The sequence below is a fragment of the Vibrio halioticoli NBRC 102217 genome, from assembly GCF_000496695.1.
GTDB classification, from domain to species: domain Bacteria; phylum Pseudomonadota; class Gammaproteobacteria; order Enterobacterales; family Vibrionaceae; genus Vibrio; species Vibrio halioticoli.
In genome coordinates, this window is the sequence record NZ_BAUJ01000002.1 from 1 (window position 1) to 15,742 (window position 15,742).

Annotated in this window: 16 protein-coding genes; 10 read left to right on the top strand and 6 right to left on the bottom strand. The window is 43.7% G+C overall.

Annotation, left to right across the window (positions count from 1 at the left end; translation table 11 throughout):
- Nucleotides 1-552 (top strand): SPOR domain-containing protein (locus tag VHA01S_RS00020; RefSeq protein ID WP_023402323.1); only part of this gene is annotated, 552 nt, incomplete at its 5' end.
- A gap of 101 nt (nucleotides 553-653) precedes the next feature.
- Here VHA01S_RS00020 and gorA read toward each other — a convergent pair.
- Together gorA and VHA01S_RS00030 are read right to left on the bottom strand one after the other, a co-directional pair.
- Nucleotides 654-2,009 (bottom strand): glutathione-disulfide reductase, encoded by a 1,356-nt coding sequence (gene gorA, locus VHA01S_RS00025; RefSeq protein WP_023402324.1) that lies wholly within the window; start codon nucleotides 2,007-2,009, stop codon nucleotides 654-656.
- A gap of 47 nt (nucleotides 2,010-2,056) precedes the next feature.
- A complete protein-coding gene (locus VHA01S_RS00030; protein WP_023402325.1) occupies nucleotides 2,057-2,896 on the bottom strand; it encodes a 23S rRNA (adenine(2030)-N(6))-methyltransferase RlmJ in 840 nt (279 codons plus the stop codon).
- Between the two features lie 114 nt (nucleotides 2,897-3,010).
- Between VHA01S_RS00030 and prlC the strand changes: the two genes are divergently transcribed.
- A complete protein-coding gene (prlC, locus tag VHA01S_RS00035; RefSeq protein ID WP_023402326.1) occupies nucleotides 3,011-5,053 on the top strand; it encodes an oligopeptidase A in 2,043 nt (680 codons plus the stop codon).
- A gap of 50 nt (nucleotides 5,054-5,103) precedes the next feature.
- Here prlC and asnC read toward each other — a convergent pair whose 3' ends face one another.
- Complete coding sequence (asnC, locus tag VHA01S_RS00040; RefSeq protein WP_023402327.1) at nucleotides 5,104-5,565, bottom strand: transcriptional regulator AsnC; 462 nt, start codon at nucleotides 5,563-5,565, stop codon at nucleotides 5,104-5,106.
- A 115-nt stretch (nucleotides 5,566-5,680) separates the two neighbouring features.
- Here asnC and VHA01S_RS00045 point away from each other — a divergent pair, with 115 nt between their 5' ends.
- Nucleotides 5,681-6,460 carry a class I SAM-dependent methyltransferase gene (locus VHA01S_RS00045; RefSeq protein ID WP_023402328.1) on the top strand — a complete coding sequence of 260 codons (780 nt, stop codon included), beginning with the start codon at nucleotides 5,681-5,683 and terminating at the stop codon, nucleotides 6,458-6,460.
- An 80-nt stretch (nucleotides 6,461-6,540) separates the two neighbouring features.
- On the opposite strand, the gene VHA01S_RS00050 is transcribed toward VHA01S_RS00045, so the two are convergent.
- Nucleotides 6,541-6,966: a universal stress protein gene (locus tag VHA01S_RS00050; protein ID WP_023402329.1), complete on the bottom strand. Its 426-nt coding sequence runs from the start codon at nucleotides 6,964-6,966 to the stop codon at nucleotides 6,541-6,543.
- A gap of 217 nt (nucleotides 6,967-7,183) precedes the next feature.
- On the opposite strand from VHA01S_RS00050, the gene ftnA reads away from it, so the two are divergent.
- The 3 genes from ftnA (at nucleotide 7,184) to VHA01S_RS00065 (ending at nucleotide 9,458) form a co-directional block, all read left to right on the top strand.
- The gene (ftnA, locus tag VHA01S_RS00055) at nucleotides 7,184-7,711 is read left to right on the top strand and encodes a non-heme ferritin (protein WP_023402330.1); all 528 of its coding nucleotides are present in this window, start codon (nucleotides 7,184-7,186) and stop codon (nucleotides 7,709-7,711) included.
- 77 nt (nucleotides 7,712-7,788) lie between these two features.
- Entirely contained in the window at nucleotides 7,789-8,112 is a 324-nt protein-coding gene (uspB, locus tag VHA01S_RS00060; RefSeq protein ID WP_023402331.1) for a universal stress protein UspB, read from the top strand.
- Between the two features lie 158 nt (nucleotides 8,113-8,270).
- Entirely contained in the window at nucleotides 8,271-9,458 is a 1,188-nt protein-coding gene (locus tag VHA01S_RS00065; protein ID WP_023402332.1) for a BaiN/RdsA family NAD(P)/FAD-dependent oxidoreductase, read from the top strand.
- Nucleotides 9,459-9,506: 48 nt separating this feature from the next.
- On the opposite strand, the gene VHA01S_RS00070 is transcribed toward VHA01S_RS00065, so the two are convergent.
- Nucleotides 9,507-9,848 carry a hypothetical protein gene (locus VHA01S_RS00070; RefSeq protein WP_023402333.1) on the bottom strand — a complete coding sequence of 114 codons (342 nt, stop codon included), beginning with the start codon at nucleotides 9,846-9,848 and terminating at the stop codon, nucleotides 9,507-9,509.
- A 346-nt stretch (nucleotides 9,849-10,194) separates the two neighbouring features.
- Between VHA01S_RS00070 and VHA01S_RS00075 the strand changes: the two genes are divergently transcribed.
- Nucleotides 10,195-11,457, top strand: a complete 1,263-nt coding sequence (locus VHA01S_RS00075) for a hydroxymethylglutaryl-CoA reductase (protein ID WP_023402334.1) — start codon at nucleotides 10,195-10,197, stop codon at nucleotides 11,455-11,457.
- 11 nt (nucleotides 11,458-11,468) lie between these two features.
- On the opposite strand, the gene VHA01S_RS00080 is transcribed toward VHA01S_RS00075, so the two are convergent.
- Nucleotides 11,469-12,371 (bottom strand): DMT family transporter, encoded by a 903-nt coding sequence (locus VHA01S_RS00080; RefSeq protein ID WP_023402335.1) that lies wholly within the window; start codon nucleotides 12,369-12,371, stop codon nucleotides 11,469-11,471.
- Between the two features lie 316 nt (nucleotides 12,372-12,687).
- On the opposite strand from VHA01S_RS00080, the gene ubiE reads away from it, so the two are divergent.
- Genes ubiE through ubiB form a run of 3 tightly spaced genes read left to right on the top strand, consistent with a single transcriptional unit; the run spans nucleotide 12,688 to nucleotide 15,713 of the window.
- On the top strand, nucleotides 12,688-13,461 hold the full coding sequence (gene ubiE / locus VHA01S_RS00085; RefSeq protein ID WP_023402336.1) for a bifunctional demethylmenaquinone methyltransferase/2-methoxy-6-polyprenyl-1,4-benzoquinol methylase UbiE: 774 nt from the start codon (nucleotides 12,688-12,690) through the stop codon (nucleotides 13,459-13,461).
- A 12-nt stretch (nucleotides 13,462-13,473) separates the two neighbouring features.
- Nucleotides 13,474-14,082, top strand: coding sequence for a ubiquinone biosynthesis accessory factor UbiJ (locus VHA01S_RS00090; protein WP_023402337.1), 609 nt, complete (start codon nucleotides 13,474-13,476; stop codon nucleotides 14,080-14,082).
- A complete protein-coding gene (ubiB, locus tag VHA01S_RS00095) occupies nucleotides 14,079-15,713 on the top strand; it encodes a ubiquinone biosynthesis regulatory protein kinase UbiB (RefSeq protein ID WP_023402338.1) in 1,635 nt (544 codons plus the stop codon). The genes VHA01S_RS00090 and ubiB overlap by 4 nt, the downstream gene beginning before the upstream one ends.
- Nucleotides 15,714-15,742 lie beyond the last annotated feature (29 nt).

A 15,742-nucleotide genomic window follows, 5' to 3' on the forward strand; every position in this document is an offset into this window, starting at 1 on the left:
TCAGTTCATCTCAAGCATTTTTCCGGCGCTATTCCTGAACACTTACTTAGTGTGATTGGTATGATGCATTGGCGAATAACGCAACACTCGACTAATCTTTCGGAAGTGATTGATTTAACGGGTGAGAGGGTTGTAAGCAAAGTGAAGCCAATAACATTACCTCTGTTTTACAGCATTGCGTTGTTACTTACCTGCAGCAGTGTCCAAGCGAGCAACTTCTTATGTTCGGCAACTCAAGAGTCCTTTGATAAGCCCGCATTGCTAGGAGAAGAGTGCCCGATAGGGGTGTCTCTATGGGGCAAAAGCAAACCCATTTATGCCAAATCCACATTCTGGATCCAGTGCGGCTTTTTCCCCGAAGAACTCACCTTAGAGCAAGTCAATCAAATCTACCCCAACGTCTCATCTTCCATTTGGAACAAAGCCGAAAAGAAAGGCAAACGCTGCTTAATCGGCCCATACGATGACTTTGCTCAAGCCAGTCTTGAGGTGACTCAATTAAGAACCGTCAGTGGTTTTGAGAAGTCGTTTATTCGGGAAGTTGAGAAGTAGAAGGTTGATAAATAGAAGGGTTAAGAAGTAAAGAAAGCGAAGAGGCAGGTAATAAAAAAGGATGGCATAGGCCATCCTTTGTCGTTATGCGCAAAGCGCGATCATCTCATCGTAACAAACTCTTCCGAGCCCGTTGGATGGATTGCGACTACGGCATCAAAGTCAGCCTTAGTTGCGCCCATCTTCATTGCGACTGCGAAACCTTGAATCATTTCATCAACAGTGAAACCAATGCCGTGTAGACCAACAACTTGTTCATTGTCGCCAGCACAGACTAGTTTCATTTTGCATGGTTGACGGTGCTTAGTGACAGCAGAGTACATAGCGGTAAAGCCAGAGGTGTATACCTTAACCTTGTCTTCGCCGTATTGCTCGATAGCTTGTTGCTCAGTAAGACCGATAGTACCGATTGGTGGGTGGCTAAATACCACGGTAGGGACTAAGTTGTAGTCCATTTTCGCTTCTGGTTTGTTGTTAAACAAACGCTCAGAAAGTTGACGGCCCGCTTTTACTGCTACTGGTGTTAGTTCAATGCCGCCTTCCATAATGTCGCCAACGCAGTACACGCCTTTAACATTGGTTTCTTGGTATTCGTCAACTTTGATGTAGCCGCGCTCGTTGGTTGCTACGCCAGTGTTGCTTAGGTTTATAGCATCGGTTGCAGGGTGACGACCAATTGCCCAGATAAGCTGGTCTACATTGTGGCTGCTGCCGTTTTCTAGGTGCAGAGTTAAACTGCCGTCCGCTTCTTTTACCACTTCTTTAGGAACAGAGTGTGTATGTAGCGTTGGACCTTCTGCGGCCATCACTTCTGTTAGGGTATCGATGATCATTGGGTCAAAGCTACGTAGAGGAGACTCTTTACGTACAAACAGGTCAGTTTGAGTGCCTAGAGCGCTTAATACGCCTGCAATTTCTACTGCAATGTAGCCTGCGCCAACAACCGCAACACGTTTTGGTTGTTCGTTTAATTCAAAGAAACCGTTTGAGTCGATGCCGTACTCAGCACCTGGAATGTTAGGAATCGTTGGACGACCACCTACGGCAATCAGGATATGATCAGCGGTGTATTGTGTACCGTCTACTTCAACAGTTTTAGCGTCAATGAATTTAGCAAAGCCTTTGATGACATTTACTTTGTTGTTGCCCAATACACGGTCATAAGATTGATGAATGCGACCTATGTATGCTTGACGGCTTTCGATAAGTTTTGACCAGTTGAAGCTTTTTAGCTCAACGTCAAAGCCGTAATCTTCAGCGTAAAGGTTGATAGCTTCCGCTACTTGCGCGCCATGCCACATTACTTTTTTAGGCACACAACCTACGTTTACACAGGTGCCACCAAGGTCTTTTGCTTCGATTAGAGCAACTTTGGCTCCATACATAGATGCACGGTTTGCTGATGCAATGCCACCGCTACCACCACCAATACAGATATAGTCAAAGTGAGTTGTCATTAAGTTCTCCAGAATTCTTGTAATCTTTATCGTTATATTGGGTGAATTTACTCGGGTACAACCCATTCAACCTTAAAATGCCCTGTCGCAGGGGCGATCGCTTGCTTCAATACTGGTAACAGAGCTTGCATTTGGCTTTCTAGTTTCCATGGCGGATTAATCACAATCATGCCTGATGCTGTCATGCCGCGCTCGTTAGTATCAGGAGATACCCCAAGCTCTATCTGCAATATGTTACGAATACCTAGGCCTTTCAAACCTTTAAGCATGTCGTCGATATCGTAGCGATTAACTACAGGATACCAGATTGCATAAATGCCTGTAGCCCAACGCTTATAACTTTGCGCGATAGCTTGTACTACATCGCGATATTCTTTGGCTAGCTCGTAAGGAGGGTCGATAAGCACCAGTCCGCGACGTTCTTTGGGTGGTAAGCTGGCTTTTAGGCGTACAAAACCATCGTCTTTGAACATGCGAACTTGGCGGTCACGATGAAATTCTTGTAGCAATAACGGGAAGTCGCTTGGGTGCAGCTCAGTGAGAACCATGCGGTCGCCACTGCGAATTTGTGCACGAGCCACACGAGGAGAGCCAGGGTAGTATCTAAGCTCGTCACCGTCGTTTAGGCTGCGAATAGCATCGAGATAACCAGTAAGTTCTGCAGGTAGGTCACTTTGTTGCCATAATTTGGCGATGCCTTGTTTGTATTCACCGGTTTTTTCTGACCACTCGTGGGTCAAATCGTAACGACCTACACCGGAATGAGTGTCGTGATAGACAAAAGGCTTGTCTTTCTGCTTTAAGGCATCAAGTATAAGGCTTTGAACAATGTGTTTTACCACGTCTGCATGATTTCCAGCATGAAAGCTGTGACGGTAGCTGAGCAAGGTGACTCCCAAATGAGTAGGTAATGATCAATTCATATTATACTCGACTATTGAATTTTGCATAAGTCGCCACTATCTAAAGAACAATAAGCCGGAAAATTAAAAGGAACACCTATGTCGAACCCACTTCTCAATATTGTGGATCTGCCACATTTCTCAGAGATCAAGCCTGAGCATATTAAACCTGCGGTTGAAAAGGCTATTGCTGACTGCCGTCAGAAAACAGAGGAAGTATTGAAAGACAACACTCACCCAACTTGGGAAAACGTATGTGTGCCTATCGATGAGGTAGATAACGTTCTTTCACGTTTATGGTCACCAGTAAGTCATTTAAACTCAGTTGCGAACAGCGATGAGATTCGTGAGGCTTACGAGAGTTGTCTACCGATACTTTCTGAATACGGCACTTGGGTTGGTCAACATAAAGGTTTGTATGAGGCTTATAAAGCAATTAAATCGGATGCAAGCTTTGAACAATTAAGCCAAGCTCAGAAGAAAACAATCACCAATGCATTGCGTGATTTTGAACTGTCTGGCATTGGTCTTCCTGCTGTTGAGCAAGGTCGCTATGGCGAAATTAGCAAGCGTCTATCAGAGCTAGGCTCTAAATTCTCAAACAATGTACTTGATGCCACTATGGGTTGGAGCAAGCACATTGAAGATGTTGCTGAGCTAGCAGGTATGCCGGAATCAGCGCTAGAAGCAGCACAGGCTGCGGCGCAAGCAAAAGGTCTTGATGGCTACTTGTTAACGCTAGAGATCCCTTCTTATGTTCCAGTGCTAACGTATTGTGACAGCCAAGAACTGCGTAAAGAAATGTACGAAGCATATTGTACTCGTGCCTCTGATCGCGGTCCAAACGCAGGCAAATGGGACAACACTGAAATTATTGCTGAAGAGCTAAAACTGCGTCATGAAATTGCTCGTATGTTAGGCTTCTCTACCTTTAGTGAGCGCTCACTAGCCACTAAGATGGCTGAATCTCCAGAACAAGTTCTTGGCTTCTTAAATGACTTAGCCACTAAAGCGAAACCTCAAGGCGAGCGTGAAGCGGAAGAGTTGCGTCAATTTGCAGAAAAAGAATTTGGCGTGACTAAGTTAAACGTGTGGGATAACGCTTATTACAGCGAAAAACAAAAACAGAAACTGTTTAGTATTTCTGATGAAGATCTACGTCCTTACTTCCCTGAAAGCAAAGTTGTTGCGGGTCTATTTGAAGTGTTGGAGCGCGTTTTTGGTCTTGTAGTGCAAGAGCGTCAGGGTGTGGATGTTTGGCATGAGTCTGTTCGCTTTTTTGATATCAAAACCAAGCAAGGTGAACTAAGAGGTAGCTTCTACCTTGATCTTTATGCTCGTGAACACAAGCAAGGTGGTGCATGGATGGATGACTGTCGTCCTCGCCGCATTACTGAAGCGGGTGAACTTGAAACGCCAGTGGCTTACCTAACTTGTAACTTCAACAAACCTGTTGGGGATAAACCCGCTCTATTTACTCATAATGAAGTCGTGACTTTGTTCCATGAATTTGGCCATGGTATTCACCATATGCTGACTCAAGTAGATGTTGCCGCGGTTTCTGGCATCAATGGTGTTGCTTGGGATGCGGTTGAGCTACCAAGTCAGTTCCTTGAGAACTGGTGCTGGGAAGAAGATGCTCTTGCCTTCATCTCTGGTCACTACCAAACAGGCGAACCATTACCAAAAGAAATGCTGGAAAAAATGCTAGCGGCGAAGAACTTCCAATCCGCTATCTTTATTTTGCGTCAGCTTGAACTTGGTTTGTTCGACTTCACTTTACACACTGATTACGATCCTGAGATTGGAGCTCGCGTACTGGAAACTCTTGCAGAAGTTAAGAGCAAAGTCTCCGTATTCCCAAGTGTAGAATGGAACCGTTTCTCACATGCATTTAGCCATATTTTTGCTGGTGGCTACAGCGCTGGGTACTACAGCTACCTATGGGCTGAAGTACTGTCTTCAGATGCGTACTCTCGTTTTGAAGAAGAAGGTATTTTCAATACTGAAACGGGTCAAAGCTTCCTAAACAACATCCTTGAGATGGGCGGAAGTGAAGAACCAATGGAGCTATTCAAACGCTTCCGTGGTCGTGAACCAAAAATTGATGCGCTACTGCGCCACGCAGGTATCGACGCTTAATCGCGTAATGTTCTTGTGATTATATAGCCACCTCAATTGAGGTGGCTTTTTTATGGGTTTACGTTTCTGTTGATTGGGTTTTGTAAGGAGATAAGGGTTTCGGTGGATTGCACTTCATCGATAGCTTGTAATTTATTAATCAGTACATGTTGTAATTCTTCAATGGATCGACACATGAGTTTGACAAAAATACTGTAAGCGCCAGTGGTGTAATACGCCTCTACCACCTCATCCAAAGCATTCAATTTTTCTAATGCTGAGTGATAATCTTTGGCCGCATTCAGGTTGATACCGATAAAACAGCACACGTCGTAGCCGAGCTTTTTGGTGTTGACGATAACCTCTGTTCCTTCAATAACCTCGGCAGCTCTCATCTTTTCGATTCGCACATGTATGGTGGCGGGGCTAACATTAAATCGTTTGCCCATTTCTGCGTATGGAGTACGCGCATCTTCCATTAATGTTTTCAAAATGTCTTTATCGAGCTGATCTAGCATCGGGTTATTGTTCATTAACGTTCCTTAAGAGACAGAGATAAGTAGAATGCGGTAAACTAGGAGCATCTTAATACCAATGACGATGATTGGTATAATCAAGGTCTATAGGCCCCTAAACTTTAGAGAGATGATGTTGCAGATTCAACTTCTAGCGCAGTCCGAAGACAAACAACGACAAATTCAAGCCTTAGCTGAGCGTTGGAATTTACAACACGATCCTGATAGTCAGTTTGCACTGCAGTTGGGTGAACGTCTAGAGCTAAAGAAGCTTGATGAAGCAAAGTTGGGTGCTATCTGTGTCGATTTTGTCACTGGAGCAGTAGCGCACCGCCGTAAGTTTGGTGGCGGTAAAGGTCAGGCAATAGCAAAAGCGGCAGGGCTGAATAAAGGAGCAATGCCAACGGTATTAGATGGCACGGCTGGCTTAGGCCGTGATGCGTTTGTGCTGGCGTCTTTGGGATGCAAAGTGCAGATGATTGAGCGTAATCCGGTTGTCGCGGCATTGCTTGATGATGGTTTAGCTCGAGCTCAGCAAGACCCTGATATTGGCGGGTGGATGAGTGAGCGAATGTCTTTACTGCACGCTTCTAGCTTAGATGCGTTATCGCAATTGGCGCAAGATAATGAATTTCAGCGCCCTGATGTTATTTACCTAGACCCTATGTATCCGCATCCCGAGAACAAGAAAAAGAGTGCTCTGGTTAAAAAAGAGATGCGTGTATTTCAAACATTAGTTGGGGCGGACCAAGATGCGGACGGTTTGCTTGCTCCAGCATTGCAATTGGCGACTAAGCGAGTTGTGGTGAAAAGGCCGGATTATGCGCAGTGGTTAGATGGAGTCAAACCGAGTATGGCCATTGAGACCAAGAAAAATCGTTTTGATGTGTATGTCATTTCATCAATGAAATAAAAAATAATAGCATTCCCATTGCTAGGAATGCTATTGCTGTGATTAAAGGCGATATTTGAGTATATCGCCGTTAGGTACTTTTAGCTTTTTAGCGGTACAACCAATAGGTCAACAGGCACTTCGTGAATCATATGGCGAGTGTTAGAAAGCAATTTTCCCCAGAAATCTTGGTTGTGTCCACACACCACCAAATCAAATCCTTTTTCATCAATCGCTTCAGAGAGTTCATCGACTAAATCTCCGCGACCGACCAATATACCGTCTATCGGATAATCAATTTTGTCACCCAGTTCTTGCAACTGTTTAGTTGAGTTTTTAGTTGAGGCGACTTGGCTATCCATTAAGTTTACTTCAATTAAACCTGTGTAGATCTCGGTGTAGTTGATATCGATATGGATGAAAGAAAGCTTGGCATCAAGTGCCCTTGCAAGGTTTGCCGCTCGATTGGCTAAGTACTCACTTTGCTCTCCTAGGTCGAGGGCAACAACAATATGTTTGTAACTCATAATCGGCTCCTTGTTAAAATGATAAATAATGTGTCTATAATTTTATTTTAGCAGGGAGTGACACTATTTTTGTCTCAGTGATCTTAAGTTGAGCTTTTAAACGCACAAAATAAAGAGAATGTTGATTTAGGGCAAAGTCTGGTAACGTATATTCATACCAAATCGGTAGCATATTCGCTTAAACAACACATAAAGCTAATAAGAAGAGGAATGTCTTATGCTGTCACAGCAGATGGTCGAAAATTTAAACGAGCAAATAAACCTAGAATTTTTCTCATCCAATCTATACTTACAAATGAGTGCTTGGTGTGAAGACAAAGGTTTCGATGGTGCAGCAGAATTTATGCGCAAACATGCCGTTGAAGAAATGGAACATATGCAGCGTCTATTTACCTATGTAAGTGAAACGGGTGCATTGCCTATTCTTGGGGCTATTGAGGCGCCAAAACACGAATTTGCGAGCTTAGGAGAAGTTTTCCGCGAAACTTATGAGCATGAGTGCATGATCACTGAAAGGATCAACAAACTTGCTCATGTGGCCTTCACAAGCCAAGACTACTCAACGTTCAATTTCTTACAGTGGTATGTGGCAGAGCAACACGAAGAAGAGAAATTGTTTAAAGGGATTTTAGACAAGCTAGAGTTGGTTGGTGAGAACGGTCAGGCATTGTTCTTTATCGACAAAGACCTAGCAACAATGGCTAAAGAAGGTTCATCCTCTATCATGGATACGGCAGCTGAGTAATTTGTTGTTACTCGCTTAAACAACCGGTTCTCATTGGTTGTCTTGTCGTCTCCCAGAGGAAATAGGGAGGAATAAAGATGATCAGTGGGGATTTGATTATTTTTGCGCTTATGAGCGTCACTGCGGTTAATTGCGTGCGTTACATTAGCACTTTAAGAGCACTTATTTTTGTTATGCGTGAAGCGCACCCATTACTGTATCAGCAGGTAGATGGGCGTGGGTTTTTTACCACTCAAGGTAATGTAGTGAAGCAGTTTAGGTTGTTTAACTACTTAAAAAGTAAAGAATACTCTCAACACCATGATCCTGTGTTTGTCGGGAAGTGCGACAAAGTGCGTGAGCTGTTTATACTAAGTTGTGCTTTGCTTGGGGTGACATTATTGGCCGCCTTTAGCGTGTAATCATTATGCTGAGCATTGCTCAAATAAGGTTTCGAATCGCTAATAACACAAATCTTGTTTGAAAGTCTGCCTTGCATCTGGGTAGAATGTGCCAATTAAGAAGGGTATGCGATCGTTCGCATGCCCTTTTGTTGTTCTAACAGCCCGAGATATAAAAAATGAGTGAACACTTTGATGTCGTGATTATTGGTGCCGGTGCCGCAGGTTTAATGTGTGCAGCAGAAGCCGGAAAACGGAATAAACGCGTGCTGGTGGTCGATCATGCCAAGAAGCCGGGCCGTAAAATCCTCATCTCTGGTGGCGGACGTTGTAATTTCAGTAACTACGATGTCTCTGCGGCTAACTTTATTTGTAGCAACCCGCACTTCGTAAAATCGGCATTGTCGCAATACACCAATTGGGATTTTATCTCTATGGTAAGCAAGCACGGCATTGAATTTGAAGAGCGTGATCATGGACAACTGTTCTGTGTGGATACTGCCAAAGATATCGTCAAAATGTTGTTAGCAGAATGTCCTCCTGCATGGGTTCAATTCCGCTATCAAGTGGCAGTGACAGAGATTGAACAAGCAGAACAAGGCTTTACCCTTTTGGCTAATGGTGAGCCAATCCGCTGCGACTCTTTAGTTGTGGCAACGGGCGGCTTATCTATGCCCAAACTCGGAGCCACCCCATTTGGCTATCAAATTGCTGAGCAGTTTGGCCTAGATGTGATACCGACCACCGCAGGCTTGGTGCCATTTACCTTGCACAAACAAGACAAGCTGGATTTTAGCGAACTCTCTGGCATTGCTATCCCTGCAGAAATCACCGCCGAAAATGGCACCGTTTTCAAAGAAGCATTGCTGTTTACTCATCGTGGTCTGTCTGGCCCTGCGGTACTGCAAATCTCCTCTTATTGGCGCGCAGGACAAAAAGTGACCGTCAACCTTGTGCCAGAAGCCGATATCGCAGAGTTACTGGCTCAAAGTCGAGAAAGCCATCCCAACCAATCGCTGAAAAATGTCTTAGCCAAAGTGCTGCCTAAGCGCCTGATTGAAGTATTGATGGAGCGTAAGCTATTTACCGATAAGCCACTAAAGCAGTTGAACCATAAAGAATACGATCAAATCATTGAGGCCCTAGAAGGCTGGCAAATAGTACCTAATGGCACTGAAGGTTATCGCACTGCGGAAGTCACTTTAGGTGGCGTCAATACCGATCATCTGTCCTCTAAAACTATGGAGTGCAAAACCATTCCTGGTTTGTACTTTATCGGTGAAGTGATGGATGTGACTGGTTGGTTAGGAGGGTTCAATTTTTGTTGGTGCTGGAGCTCAGGTTATGTAGCTGGTCAGCATGTGTAATTATTTTTGATGTCATTGAAATGAATTAACCCGGAGTTATATAACAACTTAGTGGGTTAATTCTTGATAACGTTTTTCTGCGCGTTGCATTCTCATCTTTCGTTGCTCAACGTGCATTTTTAGCTCGTTAAGCGCAAGGTTATTGGCTTGTTGTTGGGCTGGGTTTTGACGGTTCATGTCGGCAATTTTGTGCATGAATTCAGCGTGTAATCTTTGGTAGCTGATTTGTGCGTGTCGATACTCTTCTGCCCAGTAATGGGTTTCTTTTAAGTACTGAGTGATCTCTTCTGAAGCTTTATCGCTGCTATTTGGTGTTTTCTTCTTTAGGATTTGTATGGCACCTAAACTTACGCTGGAAACTGCCAATACTGAGTACATCAAAACCATCATCGCGAAACACCTCATATTACAACTTTGCGCGGATGGGCATTCTGCCATTGATTAATCTTTAATCAAAAGGGTTGTCGAGTAATGTTATTTCTCATTTTTATGCGCATTGAGCATAAGAGTCTTGAATGAGTTCATCTTTATACTGAGTTTACGTGAGACTCAGCAGTTAATGTTCATCTTAACTTGTTATATTTGGTGTACTTTTAGTTTATTAACAATTGTTTCTATGGCGTTGTAATTGGGGGGGAATGTTCGTACTCTGCTCAGTTACGTTGTTTGTACGATAAAAATGGATTGCACTAGGGAAGGAATCTGCGCAATTTGCGACAACCCTAAAGTGAGAAATATGCCTAAATTAAATCTACACCGACCTGATCACACTTCATCACTCAGTTCAGATCTCGACTCCTCACTGCGTAATGAGGCTCTGCAACCTCACTTTGAGCCTCCAACGACAAAACTGACCAAGAGTCCTTATTTAACAGAAAAAAATGTTCAGCGACGTTGGGCGACTCTTGATAATGATGACGCACAGCAGCACCTGTTGGATGAGCATACCCAGCAGCACATGTTGACGTATGCGAAGAATATTGAGCACTTTATCGGTACGGTAAAAATGCCAGTGGGTATGGCGGGCCCTTTGCGTGTGAACGGGCTATTTGCTAAGCAAGATTTTTTGGTGCCTTTGGCAACCACTGAAGCAGCATTAGTCGCCTCATACAACCGAGGTTCACAACTGTTGACCGCCGCTGGTGGCGCTAGTGCGATGCTACTTAATGAAGGTGTTACTCGTACACCGGCTTTTGCTTTCTTTGATCTTAGCCAAGCAGGGCAATTTGTGGCTTGGGTTGTGACTCAGTATGCCACCTTCAAATCTATTGCCGAGCAAACCACCTCTCATGGGAAACTAACGGATATTAGCGTTAGCATTGAAGGTAATCATGTGTACTTGGTGTTTGAATTCCTAACGGGTGATGCATCGGGGCAGAATATGGTGACTATCGCCACCAATGCGGTACTTGAGTATATTTTACAGCATACGCCGGTTGAGCCTGAGCATGCGTTTCTTGATGGTAATCTTTCTGGCGACAAAAAAGCCAATGCGCAAACCTTGCGTAGTGTGCGAGGCAAAAAAGTGACCGCAGAAGCGCATATTCCAGCAGCTCTTATTGAAAAGTACCTACATACGACGCCTGAAAAAATGATGCAATTTGCTCAAATTACCACTGTGGGCGGTGCGCTCAGTGGCACGATTGGTATCAATGCACATTATGCCAATGCATTGGCTGCTTTATACATTGCTTGTGGTCAAGATGCTGCGTGTGTTGCTGAATCTGCGGTGGGTATGACAAGACTCGAAGTGGATAAAAATGGCGACCTGTATGCCAGTGTTACCTTACCCAACTTGATGGTGGGTACCGTTGGTGGTGGTACAGGCCTGCCAAGTCAGAAAGCCTGTTTAGATTTAATGGGATTACATGGCAATGGTAAATCGCAAGCATTGGCTGAGGTAGCTGCCGCTCTTTGTTTAGCGGGTGAATTGTCTATTGTGGGCGCTTTTTGTGCTGGGCACTTTTCTCGTGCCCATCATAAATTAGCGCGTAAATAATCGATAAGCGATTAAGTCTGTCGTTGCTGAGGCGGACGTTTTGCTCGTTTTAGTTGCTGGATAATCAGTCCAGCAACTATTAATACTAAGCCAAATAGGGTAGAAGGATGAATTTCCTCGCCTAAAATATTGGCCAGCAACAACAAAGAGATAAACGGCGAGATAAAAATTAGGTTACTAATTTTTGCAGTGTTTTGAGTCGCTTTGAGTGCGCCCAACCACAATACAAAAGTGATCCCCATTTCAAATAGACCAACATAAGTGACGGCCAACCATCCTTTGCTGCTCATTTGCCAAGTGGCACCCTCCCAAATTGATAAAGCGATAGCCAGTGGTATTGCCACTAAAAACCCAAGCAATACCGCCACCACAGGGTCAGCTTTGTTTTTGGCGTTTAAAATCCAATATCCAGCCCACAATAAAGTAGATAACAGTGCTAATGCGACACCTGCTGGGCTGGAAAAGTGCATCCCTAAAATGTCCCCTTGGGTGGCAATGACCACTACTCCCAGGTAACCAAACAGACAAGCTAGCCAATCTTGAGGGCGTATTTTTTGCCCTAAAAAGAGAGCGGCCATTAATGTCAGTGTAATAGCCCAACTGTAGTTTATGGGTTGAGCTTGTGAGGCAGGTAAAAGGTCATAGGCTTTAAATAAAATAAGATAATAAGCCAGAGGGTTAATCAGCCCTAGCATCAGATAATAAAAAGGATTCGCCACAAAAGTGCGGACAATGAGGTGGGTTTTGTTTTGCAGTATGCACACGATTAGCAGTGCGATTGCTGAAACAATACTGGCACAAGTTAGCATTTGAATTGGCGTGAACTCGGCTAACGTCAGCTTAAATGCGGTTGCAACCGTTGACCAAAGTAATACGGCACTGAGTCCTAAAATAAGAGCTTTACGTTCATTCATTAAGGGCTTTAAAGCTCCAGCAAGTTGAGGGAATCAAACAGAGCTTAGTCTATAGATTTTGTGGTTATGCGCCAATCTTCAATTGAAGTGGCTAGATAGTAAAGTAACAAGATGAGGTGCTGTTGATGTATTTATTCACAGTTATGCAACTTCAATAAAATTGAGCGTATTTCAACAAAGACAAGCGTTGATGTATAAAGTAGACTTGTTGGTTCGTTTGCAACTAGATTTGCGAGCGTGGTAGGGAGGTGTGCTTGAAGTTAATGGCTTTTTGTCATATCTCTCTGAAATATGAATTCAGAGATAGAACATAGATATGAGCGTTAAAGAACCCCTAGAACAAACCTCACAAGACACTACCCATTTTGGTTTTAAGACCGTTGCTAAAAATGAAAAGGTAACTAAAGTGGCCGAGGTTTTTCATTCGGTTGCCAGTAAATATGACCTGATGAACGATTTGATGTCGGGTGGTATTCATCGCTTATGGAAACGTTTCACTATTGATTGTAGTGGTGCACGTTCAGGGCAGAAGATACTTGATCTCGGTGGCGGCACTGGAGATCTTACCGCTAAGTTTTCACGTATAGTGGGTGATACAGGACATGTTGTTCTAGCTGATATCAACAATTCAATGCTGAATGTCGGTCGTGACAAATTAAGAAATACTGGCGTGGTAGGTAATGTTCATTACGTGCAAGCCAATGCTGAGGAATTACCATTCCCAGATGATTACTTTGACTGCATTACCATTAGCTTTTGCCTACGTAATGTAACGGACAAAGACAAAGCTTTGCGCTCAATGTACCGAGTGCTTAAGCCCGGTGGTCGTTTATTGGTACTTGAGTTTTCTAAACCAATCTTCTCGCCACTTTCTAAGATTTACGATGCCTATTCGTTTCACATCCTACCGAAAGTAGGGGGCATCATCGCCAACGATAAAGAAAGCTATCGTTACCTTGCTGAATCGATCCGTATGCACCCAGACCAAGAAACATTAGAAGGTATGATGCAAAACGCAGGATTTGAGCAAACCACCTATTACAACCTAACCGGTGGCATTGTTGCTTTGCACCGTGGTTACAAATTTTAGTGGAACACTTTAATGCCCATTGATTCTTTAGTAACAGCAGCTGTTGAGTTTTCTTTTAATTCGCTGATAAAACAGCAACCTGAAAGTCAAAAACAATTAGCTCGTATGAAAGGCTCGACTATTCGTTTGAATTTAAAAGAGCTGAATAAAAGTCTGATTTTTGTTTGTAGCCAACAAATTGATGTGTTGGCAGCATTTGAGGGGACTCCGGATTGTGAGTTGACCTTAAGTCTTACTGCGCTACGCGATTTACAGCAACAGGCCAACATTAACGAGCTCTTTAAACAAGACAAACTGTCTGTTGCTGGAGATATGCAAGTAGGGCAACAGTTTGCGACTTTGATGCAGTTGAGTAAGCCAGATATAGCAGAGATTCTGTCTAAGGTTGTTGGTGATGTTGCCGCTCACACGCTCGTGTCAGGAGCAAAAAGCGGACTGTCATTTCTACAAAGTAGTGCGCAAAAACACACCACTCACCTTAAACACGTTATTACTGAAGAGTGGGAATTAGCCCCTTCACCGTTGGCGGTAGCCAACTTCTGCGATCAAGTGGACGATGTGCAAGCTAAGTTAGTTTCTCTTGAGCAACGCCTAGCGCGTTTAACGGAGAGCCAGCAATGACTCCTTCTGAGCTAAAGCGTTTATACCAGATTACTCGCGTTAAACTTGAATATGGGCTCGATGAGCTAATACCTGAGCATGATCTGGCTAAGTTTCCTCGCTTAGCTCGCAAGGCACTGTTTTGGATAAAGAATAAACATCCAGAAAAAGAGTTAGGTCATCGTCTGCGTTTGGCATTGCAAGATCTAGGTCCGGTTTGGATTAAGTTTGGGCAAATGATGTCTACACGCCGCGATCTATTTCCTCCGCATATTGCCGATCAACTGGCACTGCTGCAAGATCGCGTAGACCCGTTTGAAGGGCATTTAGCAAAGAAGCATATTGAGCTTGCTTTAGGTGGACCTGTAGAACAATGGTTTGATGATTTTGACATAGAATGTTTGGCATCAGCTTCGATTGCGCAAGTACATACTGCTAAATTAAAAGATTCTGGACGGGAAATTGTTCTAAAAATTATTCGCCCAGATATCCGCCCTGTTATTGATGCCGACATTAAGCTGATGTTTCGCATGGCGAAATTATTAGCAAGAGCGGTTCCTGAAGCGCGTAGGTTGAAACCTGTCGAGGTAGTTGCAGAGTATGAAAAGACCTTAATTGATGAGTTAGATCTACGCCGAGAAGCCGCCAATGCAATGCAACTGCGCCGCAATTTTGAAAATAGCGAAGAGCTGTATGTCCCTGAGATTATTCCTGATCTGAGCAGTAAAAATTTGATGGTGTCTGAACGCATCTATGGCATTCAAGTATCCGATATTGAAGGGTTAAAAAGCAACGGCACTAATATGAAGTTGCTCGCTGAACGTGGTGTGACCGTCTTTTTCACTCAGGTTTTCCGAGACAGCTTTTTTCATGCCGATATGCACCCAGGCAATGTCTTTGTGCAATATTCACATCCAGAGAATCCTCAATGGATTGGTTTAGATTGCGGTATTGTCGGAACACTTAACGCTGATGATAAGCGCTACTTGGCTGAAAACTTGCTGGCCTTCTTTAATCGAGACTATCGAAAAGTGGCTCAACTGCATGTCGATTCTGGTTGGGTGCCTGCCGATACCAATGTGCAAGAGTTTGAGTTTGCGATTCGCATGGTGTGCGAACCTATATTTGCCAAACCACTGTGTGATATTTCGTTTGGCCATGTTTTGCTTAATCTATTTAACACAGCTCGTCGTTATAATATGGAAGTGCAACCACAACTGGTGTTGTTACAAAAGACCTTGTTGTATGTTGAAGGCTTAGGGCGACAGCTCTATCCGCAACTTGATTTATGGGCGACAGCGAAGCCATTTTTGGAAAAATGGATGGGACAGCAGGTGGGTCCACAAGCTGTGGTGAACTCAATTAAAGAGCGTGCACCATTTTGGGCGGAAAAATTACCCGAATTGCCTGAGCTACTTTATGACAACTTGAAGAGTAGTAAGAATTTGTCTCAAAAAGTCGAGAATTTATATGAGGGATATCGACAAACGAAGAGACAACACGCTACTGGCCAATTTATGTTTGGAATAGGGGCTACATTTATCGTATGCTCGTCCATACTTTACGTTAATGATAACCCTTTGATTTCTTCAGGGGTTGGTGGTTTAGGATTGCTGGCTTGGATATTAAGTTGGTTTACCTACCGTAAATGATTATTTATATAAAAATAGATACAAGGGTT